This is a genomic window from Nostoc sp. (genome assembly GCF_036919495.1).
Lineage (GTDB): Bacteria > Cyanobacteriota > Cyanobacteriia > Cyanobacteriales > Nostocaceae > Nostoc.
Map to the genome: position 1 here is coordinate 179169 of NZ_JBALBZ010000206.1, position 14440 is coordinate 193608.

Sequence of the window (14440 nt, forward strand, 5' to 3'; positions counted from 1 at the left end):
AAGCGATCGTCTACGCTTGCTAAACTAAAAAACAAACCTTACTACTGCAAAGGTAGTTTTATGACCTCTGCAACCGATCCATCCACCGCCCTCACCCCGTTCCCAGACCATACGCAGCTACCAGAGTCTGATGGTACATTCGTGAAAAACTTTCAGGAACATCCCCAAAGCATTCTACTAACAGACTCGATTAAACCGATATTGCAAAAACGTCATCCTGATGGGCAATACTGTATTGGTCAAGATAGCGGTATCTATTGGCGGATAACTGACCCCCCAGAAAAAGGCGCAGAAGCACCAGACTGGTTTTATGTAGGGAATGTACCACCTACTTTGAATGGACAAACGCGCAGGTCTTATGTATTATGGCGAGAATTTATTGCCCCATTGATTGCATTGGAATTTGTTTCTGGCGATGGTAGCGAGGAGCGAGATAAAACTCCTTGGAAGGGGAAATTTTGGATTTATGAGCAGGTGATTCGTCCTCCCTTCTACGGCATTTATGAAGTGAATAAAGCCAGCGTAGAAGTTTATGAATTAATTGGTGGACAATATCAGTTATTAACCGCAAATGAACGCGGACATTATCCCATACATCCTTTAGGGGTTGAGTTAGGGATTTGGCAGGGACAATATTATAATATGGAATTACCTTGGCTACGCTGGTGGGATTTGCAAGGTAATTTTTTATTAACTGGTCAAGAAAGAGCCGATCGCTTAACTGCTCAATTGCACTCTTTAGGCATCGAACCAGAAGTCTAATCTTTACCTATTTATTCACATCCAGCAACCGCGAAGTTTCTAACCGACTCATCCACTTCTCTAAATAAACTCGATTATCTTTCTCCTCATTTGGATCTTTAGTATCCAAAGGATAAGGCATCAGTCCCAAAATCGTTGCTGTCGTCACGCAAAACATCGATTTTTGGAAACTCATGCAAATTTGTACCCGCAAATCATCTTCACCCCGAAGACTGCGACGATAAATTTCGTGCAAATACTCTGGAAGATAATGACGCATATCCTGCATCAACAAGGTGGGAGGAATACCCGCACCGCCTATGGGCAAAGGATCGGCATACAATGCGCCATATTGAAATCGAGTTTGATCTGGGGGAATTTGATATCCTTGGGCGTTGTATGAAACTGTACCGTGGAAAGGAGTTCCCCGGAAAAATACTGCTTCTACATAAGGTATTGCTGTATCTGCTAAAAAGGTCAAACCAACGCTTTTGGGAATGATTTCATAGACTTCACCCCGAATTTTGACGGTGTAAGTAATTGGGTTTGATGCATTTGCCACTAACCGTGCTTTAATGTGTTCTACAACTTGGGGAATCGATTTGATTTCGCCTCGATCGTAGCGATCTGATAAGTTGAGGAACATATCAGCCATGACTCGCCAGAATTGACCTAAACCGGTGTAGTAAGCAGAAACGCGCAATTGTTCTGTTAAAAAATCTGGAAACAGTTGGTTAATACCCAGAATTAAGGGATTATTTTTAAACTTTGCGGTGATAACGGCTTGCGCTCTTTCTTTAAATTCATTTGTATCTAAATACGTATCTAGTCCACCGCCACCGTGCCACATCATGCCTTTCATGCAATACTCGGCATATTCAAAATTAATTCGGTCATGCCACCAGTGACGGAGTAATTTCTCAAAAGAAACCTCTCCATTAAAGTATTTAAAAAATGGGAAAAATATTAAAAACTGATGCTCGGCAATATAGTTAAGATTTTTTGAGTAGGCATCTAAAACTACGCCATAGCTTTTAAGAATACCAACAACTTCCAGGACATTTTCTGGACTATCGGGGAGTAATGCGTCTCCTTTTTGCAAACGTTGAATATACTCAGCTAAGGGATTGTGAACTGCTTTCTTTTTAATAGTTACCATTGCTATCTCTCCAAAAACTTTAGGGATTGGGGATTGGGTACTGGGTACTGGGCATTGGGCATTGGGGAGGCAGTGCGGTCTTGGGGTCTCCCCAAGTGGAGCAACTGCCGTCATTGGGTATTGGGAAAACTCTTTCCCGTTCCTAGTCCCTAGTTACCAATCCCTAATCCCCATTCCCCATTCCCTACTCCCCATTCCCCACTTTATCCAAGGACACTGCTACTACTACGTTTTGGCTATTCACCATTGCTGTAATTGTTGGTTCTGTCCAGCGTGCTAACCAACCAGGTTGAATGCCGAAAATTACAATCAGCACAGCTAAAATCGCAGCAGGGGCGCGATCGCTCCAATACACTCGTGGTAAGTTAGTAACTTGTGCAGACAAACGTCCAAAAAAGGCGCGGTTGAGAAGTATTAGGAAGTAAACCGCAGTTAAGCCTGTGCCAATCATTGATAGCAGCGTTTGCACTGGAAAAACTGGAAAACTACCCCGAAAAATGATGAATTCGGAAATAAACCCCAGCATTCCTGGTATACCAGCGCTGGCCATGACTCCCACAACAATCAAGCTACCAATTACGGGCATACCTCGTTCTGGGTTCAGCAGTCCTTGGAGAACTTCTAAATCCCGGCTTCCGGCTTTTTTATACACAACCCCCACCAGCAAAAACAGCATGGCAGAAATCAAGCCGTGACTAATCATCTGCATAACAGCACCCAACACACTTAATGGTGTGGAAGCCGCCACAGCTAAAAGTACGTAGCCCATGTGTCCAATAGAACTGTATGCCACCATCTTTTTCATATCGGTTTGGGCGATGGCGCAGGATGCACCATACAGTACACTGACTACTGCCCAAGTCGCTAACCAAGGAGCCACATAAGCCCAAGCTTCTGGTAACAAGTTCATGCCAAACCGCAGTAAGCCATAAGTTCCTAACTTCAACAACACTCCAGCCAATAGCACAGAAATTGGTGTGGAAGCTTCAACGTGAGCATCTGGTAACCAAGTATGGAAAGGAACCAAGGGAATCTTAATCCCGAAACCTACCAAAATTCCCCCTAGCAGTAAAAGCTGTGTAGCTAAAGGTAGAGTGGTAGGGTTCAAGGTTGCTAGTGCAAAGCTAGAGGAACCACTCAGCCAAACCATGCCGAGGAAACTTGCCAAAATCAAGATTCCCGAAACTGCGGTATAAATGAGAAATTTTGTTGCAGCATAACCCCGCTTTTCCCCACCCCAAATGGCTATCAACAGATATAGCGGGATTAGTTCCAATTCGTAAAACAAGAAAAATAGCAGTAAATCCTGTGCCAGAAAAGCTCCAGTTACCCCAGCGCTTAATAGTAGTATTAAACAGTAATAAAATTTAGGACGCTGAAGAGATTCATCGCTGCTGTAGATGGCAATGCAAGTTAACAGTCCATTCAAAACCAGTAGTGGCAAAGATAAACCATCTATTCCCAGGTTATAGTTCAAGCCTAAAACATCTATCCAAGGGACAGACTCGGCAAACTGTTGAGTAATTTCTCCTGGATGGAACTGAATTGCTAGTATGATTGTCCACAAGAAAGCGATACTGGCAAAGACTAAAGCCACCCCACGGGCAAATTTACCATTGATGCCAGACGGCGAGAAACCAATTAAAGCTGCGCCGATTAACAGCACTAGAATTAAAACACTAAGCATAGACGGAATTCAGGTTAGGGGAGCAGGGGGAGCAGGGGGAGCGCAGGGGGAGAGTAAAAACTTTTAACTTCTAACTCCTGTACAGACGCGATAAATCGCGTCTCCTAACTCGCTTAAAAAGGTAATTTATCTAGTAAACCAGATGACCAGCTGATGAATAAACCCAGAACGCTGACGACCGCTAAGATGGTCAACATATAGCCCTGAGATTGCCCAGAAATGCTGTATTTTAAAGTTTGTCCGCCAAGAATTGTCGCAAAGCCAACCAAGTTTACTAGACCATCGACTAAATAGCGATCGCTCCAAGCAGATATTTTAGATAGCAGTGCGACTGCACCCACTACCGTTACCCGATAAACTCGGTCAATATAAAAATCATAACCTAACAAGTCCTGCACAAATCTCCACGCCAATATTCTGGATCTTGACCAAGCTTTGTGTAGATGAACTGTAGCCCCTACACCTACCCCAACGACGGTAGAAGTAAACAACGCTAACGCTACATACCAATTAATACTTTCCCAATCTGGTAGCAAGTACCATTGCTGTAGCATCAGAGGCACAAGCAGAGTGAAGACTGTGAGAATCACCATTGGTAAGGCCATCTGCCAACCAACTTCTGGGGTGCGACGGGTCTTCTGTTGTGGTTTACCCCAAAATACTAATCTGAATACTCTGGTTAAGTTCAATGCTGTTAAGCCATTGACCAATAATAAAACCCCAATTACCCAAGGGCTAATATTCACAAAACCGTCAGCCCATGCTAACATTGCCCAAAAGCTTCCTAATGGTAGCAGTGTTACCATCCCGGCTGAACCGACAACAAAGGCAGTAGTTGTGGCTGGCATCCTTGACCATAGACCGCCCATTTCTGTTAGGTCTTGGCTTTGGGTGGTCAAAATTACTGAACCGGAACTCATGAATAATAATGCTTTAGCGATCGCATGAGTTAACAGCAACATCAAGGCTACACCTCCTTGCTGCAACCCCACTGCCAAAAACACTAAGCCCATGTATGCACTAGTTGAATGAGATAGCGATCGCTTAATATCAATTTGAGCTATGGATACTAATGTTGCTCCAATCGCTGTCACCGTTCCCATGACTACTAATACATTTAAGGCAACTGGCGACAGAGCTAACAATGGTTGTAGTTTATACAGTAAATAAGCACCACCAGCTACGACTAGTGAGTTTCTCATTACCGAGGCGGGGTTGGGCCCTTCCATTGCTTCATCCAACCAAAGATGCAGGGGAAATTGGGCGCATTTCCCAGCAGGCCCAGCAATTAACGCCAACCCCAGCAATGTTGATGTCACTGGGCTTAAATTAGCCGTTTGCGCCCACTCATATAAATCCGAAAAGTTCAAGCTACCGGCTAAGGTGGAAAGCGTTACCACTCCCATCAGCAGCAACAAGTCTCCCACCCGTTTAGTTAAAAACGCATCCCGCGCTGCCGTCACTACTAGCGGTTGAGCATACCAGAATCCCACCAGTAAGTAAGTCGAAAGCGTTAGTACTTCCAAAAGGGCATAGCTGAAAAGCAAAGAATCACTGATTGCTAAAGCACTCAGGGCTGCTTCAAAAAATCCCAGCAGCCCAAAAAAACGTGCCAACGACCAATCTTTTTCCATGTAACCCAGAGCATAAACTTGTGCAAGTAAGCTTAACCCCGTAATTAAAACTGTTGCCCCAATACTGACTGCCGAAAGTTCCAAGGCAAAAGATAAGTCTAAATCAGCAGCTTTAAACCACGTCACTAGTAACTTTTCTGGCTCTCTATCCCAGATAATGTTAAATACAAACAGACTATGGGTAAAAGCCAAAACTGTCATCAACAAGTTTATGTATGCCGCAGGTCTTGGCCCGGTTCGCCGAATTATTCCTATTCCCCACGGCAATGTCAAAATTGCACCTAATAAGCTATATAAAGGCACAAACCAACTTGTTGAAAATAGATATTGATCCATTTAAATTCACCTTGACGACTCAGCCTTGATTTTAAAAAAGCTTTTATACTATTATTTTATTTATTTCTTAATTTGAAGTAAAATATCATTAAGTATTTTTACTTTACTTTCCCCTATTAAACTTCAATAAAATATAACTTCACATAGGTTAAAGCATTTACTTGCTTTAAAGTAACCTTTGTTTTTACATTTTTATTTCTACTTTGAACAAAGTAATTTATACGATATATTTGAAAAAATTATATATTTTTTACTTAGTCCTTGTACATATACCAAAAATTGGCATAACCTAGACAGAGCATAAGATATAGCAGCTTGTCTTCCCTCCCCAGATAAAATTACCCTTGGTTATGAATGTCGATTTTGTAAATGTGATAAAGAAATTATAAAGCATAAGTGCCTCCTCTAGGAATCAGTGAACTTTAATTGCTCAGGAGGACAGATAAATTTTTGTTAAGTTTTTTAAAACTTTCTTATCATAAACTATTATAGTAATTTATATTGCCAGGAAGGCCAACCTTTCATATGCTTAATTTGGAAGTGTTTTCTTAGCTATTAAGATAAAGCTCTCCCCGTCAAAAATTTCAAGCGACAGTACAGATTGGATTAATATTGTAGGAGTTCTGCGATGCCAATTGCAGTTGGGATGATTGAAACGAAGGGCTTTCCAGCAGTAGTGGAAGCTGCTGATGCGATGGTGAAAGCCGCCCGTGTGACTTTAGTAGGGTATGAAAAAATTGGTAGCGCTCGCGTCACCGTGATAGTTAGGGGAGATGTATCGGAAGTACAAGCTTCCGTAGCTGCTGGGGTTGAAGCGGCGAAAAGAGTAAATGGTGGTGAAGTGTTATCTACTCACATCATTGCTCGTCCTCACGAAAACCTAGAATACGTATTGCCGATACGTTACACAGAAGCTGTGGAACAGTTCCGTACCTAAAAGCTGTTTAAATAAAGTAATTAACACTCTTTACCTTTTTGAGCATCGCTTTCTTTTGTCCAAGGCTAAAAACTTTAAATAGGGATTAAAATCTAATGTCAATTGCAGTGGGAATGGTTGAAACGCTAGGCTTTCCAGCAGTAGTGGAAGCTGCTGATGCAATGGTGAAAGCTGCCCGTGTTACTCTAGTAGGCTATGAAAAAATCGGCAGTGGTCGAGTTACCGTAATTGTTCGGGGTGATGTGTCGGAAGTGCAAGCTTCCGTAGGCGCTGGTGTTGAATCAGTGAAGCGAGTCAACGGCGGACAAGTGTTGTCTACTCACATCATTGCTCGTCCTCACGAAAACTTAGAATACGTCCTACCAATTCGTTATACCGAAGATGTAGAGCAATTCCGGGAAAATGTGAATGCAATTCGTCCTTTCGGTAGAAGACCGTAATTTGTAATGCAAGTCGCCAAAGTTCGCGGCACAGTAGTTAGTACGCAAAAAGATCCAAGTCTTCGAGGTGTAAAACTACTGTTGTTACAATTAGTGGATGAAGACGGAAACATCCTGCCACAATACGAGGTAGCAGCAGATAGTGTGGGAGCAGGAGTGGATGAGTGGGTACTTGTCAGTCGTGGCAGTGCCGCTCGTCAAGTTATTGGCAATGAACAGCGACCATTAGATGCAGTGGTAGTAGCAATCATAGATACTATTCACGTTGAAGATCGCCTCATTTACAGCAAAAAAGATCAATATCGATAGTCATTAGTCATTAGTCATTAGTCATTAGCTCTCGACAAAAGGCAAATGACAAAGGACAAATGACAAATGACAAATGACAATACAGGAGGAATCTCGAAATGGCAGTCCGCAGCACGGCGGCACCTCCAACCCCGTGGTCGAGGAATTTAGCTGAAGCCAAAATCCATGAAACAGCCTTTGTGCATTCATTTTCCAATCTGATTGGAGATGTACGGATAGGTGCAAATGTAATCGTTGCTCCAGGGACTACGATTAGAGCGGATGAAGGCACACCTTTTTATATTGGTGAAAACACTAATATTCAAGATGGTGTTGTGATTCATGGGTTGGAGCAAGGTCGAGTAATTGGCGACGATCAAAATCAATACTCGGTGTGGGTAGGTAAAAACAGTTGCATTACCCACATGGCTCTAATTCACGGCCCAGCTTATGTAGGGGATAATTCCTTCATTGGCTTCCGCTCTACGGTGTTTAATGCCAGGGTGGGTGCAGGTTGCATCGTAATGATGCACACTTTGATTCAAGATGTAGAAATTCCCGCAGGTAAGTATGTACCTTCGGGAGCGATCATTACCAATCAGCAGCAAGCTGACCGCTTGCCAGATGTGCAAGATCAGGATAAGGACTTTGCTCATCATGTGGTTGGAATTAATCAGGCGCTGCGAGCTGGTTATCTTTGTGCTGCGGATAGCAAATGTATTGCACCAATTCGGGATGAAAACACTAAATCTTATAAGGGTAATGGTGTTACTGTTTTAGAGCTAGAAAGGAGTAGTGAAGTGGCGAGCAATAGCTTGGGTACAGAAACAATAGAGCAGGTGCGCTATCTATTGGAACAAGGGTATAAGATTGGTACAGAACACGTAGATCAAAGACGGTTCCGCACGGGTTCTTGGACTAGTTGCCAACCAATTGAACCGAGATCCATTGGTGAAGCGATCGCAGCATTAGAAAGCTGTGTCAGCGAGCATAGCGGCGAGTATGTCCGCCTGTTTGGTATTGACAAAGATAGACGACGTGTGTTAGAAAGCATCATCCAACGCCCGGATGGTGATGTTAAACCAGCTAGCAATTTTAAGGCTCCGGCTAGTAGTTATAACAGTAGTCATAGCAATGGCAGCTATAGCAGTAATGGTAATAGTAACGGCTCTAACAGTGGCAAAGTCAATGGCGAAACTGTAGAGCAAATCCGCCAACTTTTGGCAGGTGGTTACAAAATTGGCATGGAACACGTAGACGAGCGCCGTTTCCGCACTGGTTCTTGGACTAGCTGCAAGCCAATTGAAGCAACTTCCATAAATCAAGTAATTTCCGGCTTGGAAGAATGTATAGAAAGCCATCAAGGCGAGTATGTGCGTTTAATCGGTATTGATACCAAAGCCAAACGGCGGGTATTAGAAACGATTATCCAACGTCCAAATGGTCAAGTAGCCTCCTCTGGTAGTCAGAAATCATTTACTAGTAGTAGAACCTCTGGTAATGCTACGGCAACAGCTAGCAGTAACCATTTAAGTAGAGAAGTTGTAGACCAACTCCGGCAATTATTGGCTAGCGGGTATAAAATTAGCCTTGAACACGTAGACCAACGGCGGTTCCGTACAGGTTCCTGGACTAGTACTGGTCAAATTCAAGCCTCCTCAGAAAGAGAAGCTATCGCAGCTATAGAAGGACACCTTGGCGAATACCAAGGGGAATATGTACGCTTAATTGGTATTGACCCCAAAGCCAAACGGCGGGTATTAGAGACCATAATCCAACGTCCAAATGGTCAAGTAGCCTCCTCTGGCAGTCAGAAATCATTTACTAGCAGTGCGCCTTCTGCTAAGGCAACAGCAACAGCAACAGCAACAGCTACCAGTACCCGCTTGAGTAGTGAAGTTGTAGACCAACTCCGACAATTATTGGCTGGCGGCTCTAAAATTAGCCTTGAACACGTAGACCAACGGCGGTTCCGTACAGGTTCCTGGACTAGTACCGGTCAGATTCAAGCCTCCTCAGAAAGAGAAGCGATCGCAGCCGTAGAAGGACACCTTGGCGAATACCAAGGGGAATATGTGCGCCTAATTGGTATTGACCCCAAAGCCAAGCGTCGGGTATTAGAAACGATTATTCAAAGACCATAGTAGGGAGTGGAGAGTGGAGAGTAGGGAGTGGGGCATTGGTCATTGGTAGATTAATCAATAAATAATTCTTCCTCCCCTGCTCCCCCTGCGCCCTGCCCTCTTCCCCCTCTTCCCCATTCCGGCTTCCGAGGTTAAAATTTCCATGTCTGTGCCGCTACTGCGCCTCAGCAATAACTTTGATTCTTTCATTAGTGGTGAGGTGACTATTCATCCAAGCGCAGTACTTGCACCTGGGGTGATCCTCCAAGCGGCTGTAAACAGCAAGATCATCATTGGGCCAGGGGTCTGTATTGGGATGGGAGCAATTCTCCAAGTCCATGAAGGAACCCTAGAGGTAGAAACAGGCGCAAACTTGGGAGCCGGTTTTTTGATGGTTGGCAAAGGCAAAATTGGAGCAAATGCTTGCATCGGTGCAGCGACAACAGTTTTTAACTGTTCAGTTGAACCTGGACAAGTAATTGCACCTGGTTCGATTTTAGGAGACACCAGTCGGCAAATTGCCCAAACAGCCCAAACAAAGCAACCAGAATTATCCACGAATAACCCTACGGCTACAAGTGCGGCACCGCAGAAGGAAGAGGAAAATGGCTTAGGGGGAGGTAAGGAAAAAGAAGTTTCCTCAACTAAATTCTCAGCTTCGGCTTTTTTGGATTTTAAACAAAATAAGTCGATTTCTTACTTTAAATCTCCCGCCACTCCAGAAAGCCAGCCTCCTCCCGTAGAGGAACCCGCCAATGATCCTGACTCCACCTTGCAACAATCTGCCCAAGAGTCTACAGAATATGACTCAGACCCCAATCAGCTAGCTACAGAACCCTCTAACGGTTTCGGGACTCAAATTTATGGGCAAGGGAGCATACACCGGCTGTTGACTACATTGTTTCCCCATAGACAATCCTTGAGCGACCCAAATGACGATTAGTCCGAGTAAGTGTTAATTGTAAGTTGTCGGCTTTGTGATTATCTGGGAAAGTTCATAATGGAAACATCTAATCAACGGTCTATGATTACCAGACAGGGAGCGAGTAGTCAAGAAACCTTCCAGGACACTGCTTTAGGTTTAGTTTCTACCCGCAGCTTTCCAGCAATAGTTGGGACGGCGGATATGATGCTGAAATCAGCAGGAGTTCATCTAGTTGGGTATGAAAAAATAGGTGGTGGATATTGTACTGCGATCGTCCGGGGTGGAATTGCTGACGTGCGTCTTGCGGTAGAATCTGGTGTCCAAACGGCTGAACAGTTTGGTCAGTTGGTTTCTAGCTTGGTGATTCCCCGACCTTATCCAAACCTAGATATAGTACTTCCCATCACAACTCGTTTTACTAAATTGATGGAAGAGGGGAATTACAGTCGTCTCAGTAATCAAGCAATTGGTTTGGTAGAAACGCGAGGATTTCCGGCGATGGTAGGAGCATGTGATGCCATGCTCAAAGCTGCTGATGTTCATTTGGCAGCTTATGAAAAAATTGGTGGGGGTTTGTGTACAGCTATTATTCGGGGTTCCGTAGCAAATGTAGCAGTAGCTGTGGAAGCGGGAATGTTTGAGGCAGAACGCATTGGAGAATTAAATGCAGTGATGGTAATTCCCCGGCCGCTAGACGAAATGGAGCAAACCTTACCATTAGCAAGTTGCTGGATAGAAGAACGCGAACCGTTAAACTTACCAGTGAATATTAAAGAACAAGTTGCCGAAATTGAAGTACTAAGATTACCAGATTTAACCAAGCTCCCGACAAAAATTGCCGAAGAATTATGGAATGATGAATGATGATAGATGAATTTGGGAAAATCATCATTCATCGGGAAGTGGAAGGAATCTTACGCTTTTCTTGTTGTTCTGATAATAGCTTCTTAAATCTATAAATAAAATACCTTTGTTTTAATAGAAGTGATAGAGTTTTATCTATAATATATAAAACTCATAATTTTCTATGAGCATTGCTATAACATTTGCAAGTGTTTAGTAATCTAGTTTTATATCGATGAATAGCTATTTACAGGAGAACCACCTTTGAAGCAAGCGACGCTGCACCAGTTAAAGGTATTCGAGGCGGCGGCACGGCACAGTAGCTTTACTCGCGCTGCTGAGGAATTGTTTCTCACCCAACCTACCGTTTCGATGCAGATTAAGCAACTCACAAAATCGGTAGGGTTGCCATTATTTGAGCAAGTGGGGAAGCGGTTGTATCTCACCGAGGCAGGACGAGAATTATTTACTACTTGTCGGCAGATTTTTGAAAATATAGCCCAGTATGAAATGAAGGTAGCAGATTTAAAAGGGCTAAAACAAGGACAATTACGTTTGGCAGTTATTACAACAGCAAAATATTTTATCCCACGTTTATTAGGGCCGTTTTGCAAACTTTATCCAGGGATTGATATCTCTCTGCAAGTAACGAATCACGAGCAAATCTTGGAACGGATGAGTAACAATCTGGACGACTTATATATTATGAGCCAAGTTCCAGACAATATGGATGTGACTTGTGAACCATTTTTAGAAAACCCTTTGATAGTCTTTGCACCAGTTAATCATCCGTTATCCAAAGAAAAAAATATTCCGATTCAACGCCTGTCTAACGAACCTTTTATTATGCGGGAACCAGGTTCAGGAACTCGTCGGGCCGTCCAAAGTCTATTTGAAGAACAAGGGGTGACAGTAAAAGTCAAGCTGGAATTGGGAAGTAACGAAGCAATTAAACAAGCGATCGCAGGTGGTTTAGGAATTTCTGTTTTATCCCGTCATACCTTACTATTAGACGCCTCAGAGTTTAGCATTTTAGATGTACAACATTTCCCCATTCACCGAAATTGGTACATGGTTTACCCATCTGGCAAGCAGCTATCGATCGTCGCTCGTGCCTATTATGAATATCTCCTAGCTGCGGCAAAGAACTTTGTAGAGCAAAACGCTGATACTGCTTCTAGTACATTTGAGCTAAATCACGAGTAAAATAATTCCTAATTAGGAATTACAAATTACGAATTACCTCAAGGGGTTGACGGCTAGACCGGGAAGCATTGACAATTAACCAGCAGAACCATTAAAAATGGGGGAAAACTGGCAGTGGTTAACCCGGAAATACCGTCTTGGCGCAAAACAGTACAAAGCGAGATTGTAGCTGTTACCGTATATGCTGACAGAGCATTGGTTACACGGCGGGGTGTAGTTGATTTAACAGGAATTGAACAGGAACTAGTAATTACCCCAGTGCCAGAGATGGAAACTGAGTCTGTCAGGGTTAGTGGTACTGGTACGGTAGGGGTGCGTTTAGTGGGAGTAAGTAGCGATCGCATCTACACTACTGAACCTGTGGCGGAGATTGCAGATTTTACAAGGCAAATTCAGCAGTTAGAAGCAGAAAAACGTCACCTGCAAGCCCAAGTCGATGCTTTAGCATTGCAGTCTAGTTTTATCGATGGGTTGCGTGAAAAAACAGAGGAACCCTTTGCACAGAGTTTGTCTCGGAAAAATCTCAGCCTTAGCGAAACTTTAGATTTTTTGAACTTTCTCGGAAGCCAGTATAGTGAGTATGCGATCGCATCTGGAGAGTGCAAAACTCAACAGCAGGAATTAGACAAACAACTGCAAGCAGTCCACACCTCACTGCAAATAATCCAAACACCCCATGCTAAAGAGAGTTTTAGCTTAGTTGTAGGAGTTGAAGTTACAGGTGAAGGCGAGTTTGAGCTAGAAATATCATATTTGGTGAATCGCGCCAGTTGGACTCCGCTATATGACTTGCGCTTTAGCACCACCAGCGATATTGTCCATCTGAGCTACCTTGCAGAAATCACTCAAAGCACTGGCGAAGATTGGATTGGTGCAAATCTCACCCTTTCTACCGCGAAACCAGGATTAGGTACACTCCCACCCAAACTTGAACCCTGGTATATTGATGCTCCACGTCCCCAAATGTTGCGACAGCGACGATTTTCTGCCCAACCACCATTGCTACCTCCCATAGCAGAACCGCCTGCTTCTGCTGCTAGAGCAGATTGGCAAGAACAAGACGAAGTTATAGAGGATAGTCTTATCCCAGCAGAAACAGTTACAGCAGAACTATCCAAAGAAGGGAGTGTAGTTACCTTTAAATTAAATGGTGGCGGTAACATTCCCAGTGATGGCGCACCTCATAAAACTACAATTTTCAATGATGATTATCCTTGTAACTTCGATTATGTGGCAATGCCGCGTTTGGTAAGTTTTGCTTATCTACAAGCTAATGTAAAGAATAATCCCAACGGTGCGACTCTGTTACCAGGCAAAGCAAATATTTTCCGCGACAATGTTTTTATTGGGACAACTCAGTTAGAAAATATTGCACCTGGGCAAGAATTCAAACTGAACTTAGGGATTGATGAAGGTTTTAAAATTGAGCGCGATTTGGTTGAACGTCTGGTAGATAAAAGATTGATTGGTAACCAGCGCCGGATTACTTATATTTATCGGTTATTCATTACTAACTTATTAGAGAAAGAAGTAAATCTAAAACTAACTGAACAATTACCAGTTAGTCGCAACGAGCAAATTAAAGTACGTCTGAGCCGTAGCAATCCGCAAATTCAACTTGGTGAAATGGGGATTTTAGAATGGCAGTTAACTCTTCCACCCCAGGAGCGACGAGAGATATCTTACCAGTTCATTGTTGAACATCCGCCTGAGTTAATGGTTGTTGGGTTAGATATTTAAACAATATCAATAACAATAGTTTTTATCTAAAAAACTAAATATCAACAAGCATGATGGAGAATTGGGAGAATTTAAAGAATCAGATTGAAGCATCTATTCAGTTAAAGAATTAGATTGAAGCATCTATTCAGAATAAAATTAAAGCATATCTTCTGTTCCTAGAAATCTCTACTTCTGAACTTGGCAATAGATATTCCTCATGGGCAGGTTGGTGTTAGAACAGTAAGTGAGGTTCGCAAAGCAGGAGGAGATGTAATCCGAACATCAGGAAAAAGCCCACATCATGCTACTTTGAGTGGCTTAACCCCTGAAAAAATTAGCAATCTTCTTACGCCCACATATCCAAATCCAGCACGACAACAATAGTCATTAGAGAAAGCT

The 14440-nt window shown here is 43.1% G+C and carries 13 protein-coding genes; 10 read left to right on the top strand and 3 right to left on the bottom strand.

Annotated features, from left to right (window positions below):
- Positions 1 to 60 precede the first annotated feature (60 nt).
- A complete protein-coding gene (locus tag V7K25_RS29290) occupies positions 61 to 762 on the top strand; it encodes a Uma2 family endonuclease (RefSeq protein ID WP_335163049.1) in 702 nt (233 codons plus the stop codon).
- A 7-nt stretch (positions 763 to 769) separates the two neighbouring features.
- Here the strand turns inward: V7K25_RS29290 and V7K25_RS29295 are convergent, their stop codons facing one another.
- The 3 genes from V7K25_RS29295 to V7K25_RS29305 form a co-directional block, all read right to left on the bottom strand.
- Positions 770 to 1900: a CO2 hydration protein gene (locus tag V7K25_RS29295; RefSeq protein ID WP_335163051.1), complete on the bottom strand. Its 1131-nt coding sequence runs from the start codon at positions 1898 to 1900 to the stop codon at positions 770 to 772.
- A 184-nt stretch (positions 1901 to 2084) separates the two neighbouring features.
- Complete coding sequence (locus V7K25_RS29300) at positions 2085 to 3587, bottom strand: NADH-quinone oxidoreductase subunit M (protein WP_335163053.1); 1503 nt, start codon at positions 3585 to 3587, stop codon at positions 2085 to 2087.
- A 113-nt stretch (positions 3588 to 3700) separates the two neighbouring features.
- Positions 3701 to 5557: an NAD(P)H-quinone oxidoreductase subunit F gene (locus tag V7K25_RS29305; RefSeq protein ID WP_335163055.1), complete on the bottom strand. Its 1857-nt coding sequence runs from the start codon at positions 5555 to 5557 to the stop codon at positions 3701 to 3703.
- A 628-nt stretch (positions 5558 to 6185) separates the two neighbouring features.
- On the opposite strand from V7K25_RS29305, the gene V7K25_RS29310 reads away from it, so the two are divergent.
- From V7K25_RS29310 to V7K25_RS29355, 9 genes are all read left to right on the top strand, one after another.
- A complete protein-coding gene (locus V7K25_RS29310) occupies positions 6186 to 6494 on the top strand; it encodes a carbon dioxide-concentrating mechanism protein CcmK (protein ID WP_190891121.1) in 309 nt (102 codons plus the stop codon).
- Positions 6495 to 6589: 95 nt separating this feature from the next.
- Complete coding sequence (locus V7K25_RS29315) at positions 6590 to 6934, top strand: carbon dioxide-concentrating mechanism protein CcmK (protein WP_039748664.1); 345 nt, start codon at positions 6590 to 6592, stop codon at positions 6932 to 6934.
- A 6-nt stretch (positions 6935 to 6940) separates the two neighbouring features.
- The gene (locus V7K25_RS29320) at positions 6941 to 7243 is read left to right on the top strand and encodes a EutN/CcmL family microcompartment protein (RefSeq protein WP_100899927.1); all 303 of its coding nucleotides are present in this window, start codon (positions 6941 to 6943) and stop codon (positions 7241 to 7243) included.
- Positions 7244 to 7341: 98 nt separating this feature from the next.
- Complete coding sequence (locus V7K25_RS29325; RefSeq protein ID WP_442948131.1) at positions 7342 to 9366, top strand: ribulose bisphosphate carboxylase small subunit; 2025 nt, start codon at positions 7342 to 7344, stop codon at positions 9364 to 9366.
- Positions 9367 to 9508: 142 nt separating this feature from the next.
- Positions 9509 to 10288, top strand: coding sequence for a transferase (locus V7K25_RS29335; protein ID WP_335163057.1), 780 nt, complete (start codon positions 9509 to 9511; stop codon positions 10286 to 10288).
- Positions 10289 to 10345: 57 nt separating this feature from the next.
- On the top strand, positions 10346 to 11134 hold the full coding sequence (locus V7K25_RS29340) for a BMC domain-containing protein (protein ID WP_335163059.1): 789 nt from the start codon (positions 10346 to 10348) through the stop codon (positions 11132 to 11134).
- 243 nt (positions 11135 to 11377) lie between these two features.
- Positions 11378 to 12319, top strand: coding sequence for a LysR family transcriptional regulator (locus V7K25_RS29345; protein ID WP_335163061.1), 942 nt, complete (start codon positions 11378 to 11380; stop codon positions 12317 to 12319).
- Positions 12320 to 12433: 114 nt separating this feature from the next.
- On the top strand, positions 12434 to 14059 hold the full coding sequence (locus tag V7K25_RS29350; RefSeq protein WP_335163062.1) for a mucoidy inhibitor MuiA family protein: 1626 nt from the start codon (positions 12434 to 12436) through the stop codon (positions 14057 to 14059).
- A 180-nt stretch (positions 14060 to 14239) separates the two neighbouring features.
- Positions 14240 to 14425 carry a hypothetical protein gene (locus V7K25_RS29355; RefSeq protein WP_335163064.1) on the top strand — a complete coding sequence of 62 codons (186 nt, stop codon included), beginning with the start codon at positions 14240 to 14242 and terminating at the stop codon, positions 14423 to 14425.
- Positions 14426 to 14440 lie beyond the last annotated feature (15 nt).

Bases quoted from the DNA above. Each gene is read 5' to 3' on its own strand.
- V7K25_RS29295 (WP_335163051.1), bottom strand. From the start codon at position 1,900: ATGGTAACTATTAAAAAGAAAGCAGTTCACAATCCCTTAGCTGAGTAT.
- V7K25_RS29315 (WP_039748664.1), top strand. From the start codon at position 6,590: ATGTCAATTGCAGTGGGAATGGTTGAAACGCTAGGCTTTCCAGCAGTA.
- V7K25_RS29310 (WP_190891121.1), top strand. From the start codon at position 6,186: ATGCCAATTGCAGTTGGGATGATTGAAACGAAGGGCTTTCCAGCAGTA.
- V7K25_RS29320 (WP_100899927.1), top strand. From the start codon at position 6,941: ATGCAAGTCGCCAAAGTTCGCGGCACAGTAGTTAGTACGCAAAAAGAT.
- V7K25_RS29305 (WP_335163055.1), bottom strand. From the start codon at position 5,557: ATGGATCAATATCTATTTTCAACAAGTTGGTTTGTGCCTTTATATAGC.
- V7K25_RS29300 (WP_335163053.1), bottom strand. From the start codon at position 3,587: ATGCTTAGTGTTTTAATTCTAGTGCTGTTAATCGGCGCAGCTTTAATT.
- V7K25_RS29290 (WP_335163049.1), top strand. From the start codon at position 61: ATGACCTCTGCAACCGATCCATCCACCGCCCTCACCCCGTTCCCAGAC.
- V7K25_RS29335 (WP_335163057.1), top strand. From the start codon at position 9,509: ATGTCTGTGCCGCTACTGCGCCTCAGCAATAACTTTGATTCTTTCATT.
- V7K25_RS29325 (WP_442948131.1), top strand. From the start codon at position 7,342: ATGGCAGTCCGCAGCACGGCGGCACCTCCAACCCCGTGGTCGAGGAAT.
- V7K25_RS29340 (WP_335163059.1), top strand. From the start codon at position 10,346: ATGGAAACATCTAATCAACGGTCTATGATTACCAGACAGGGAGCGAGT.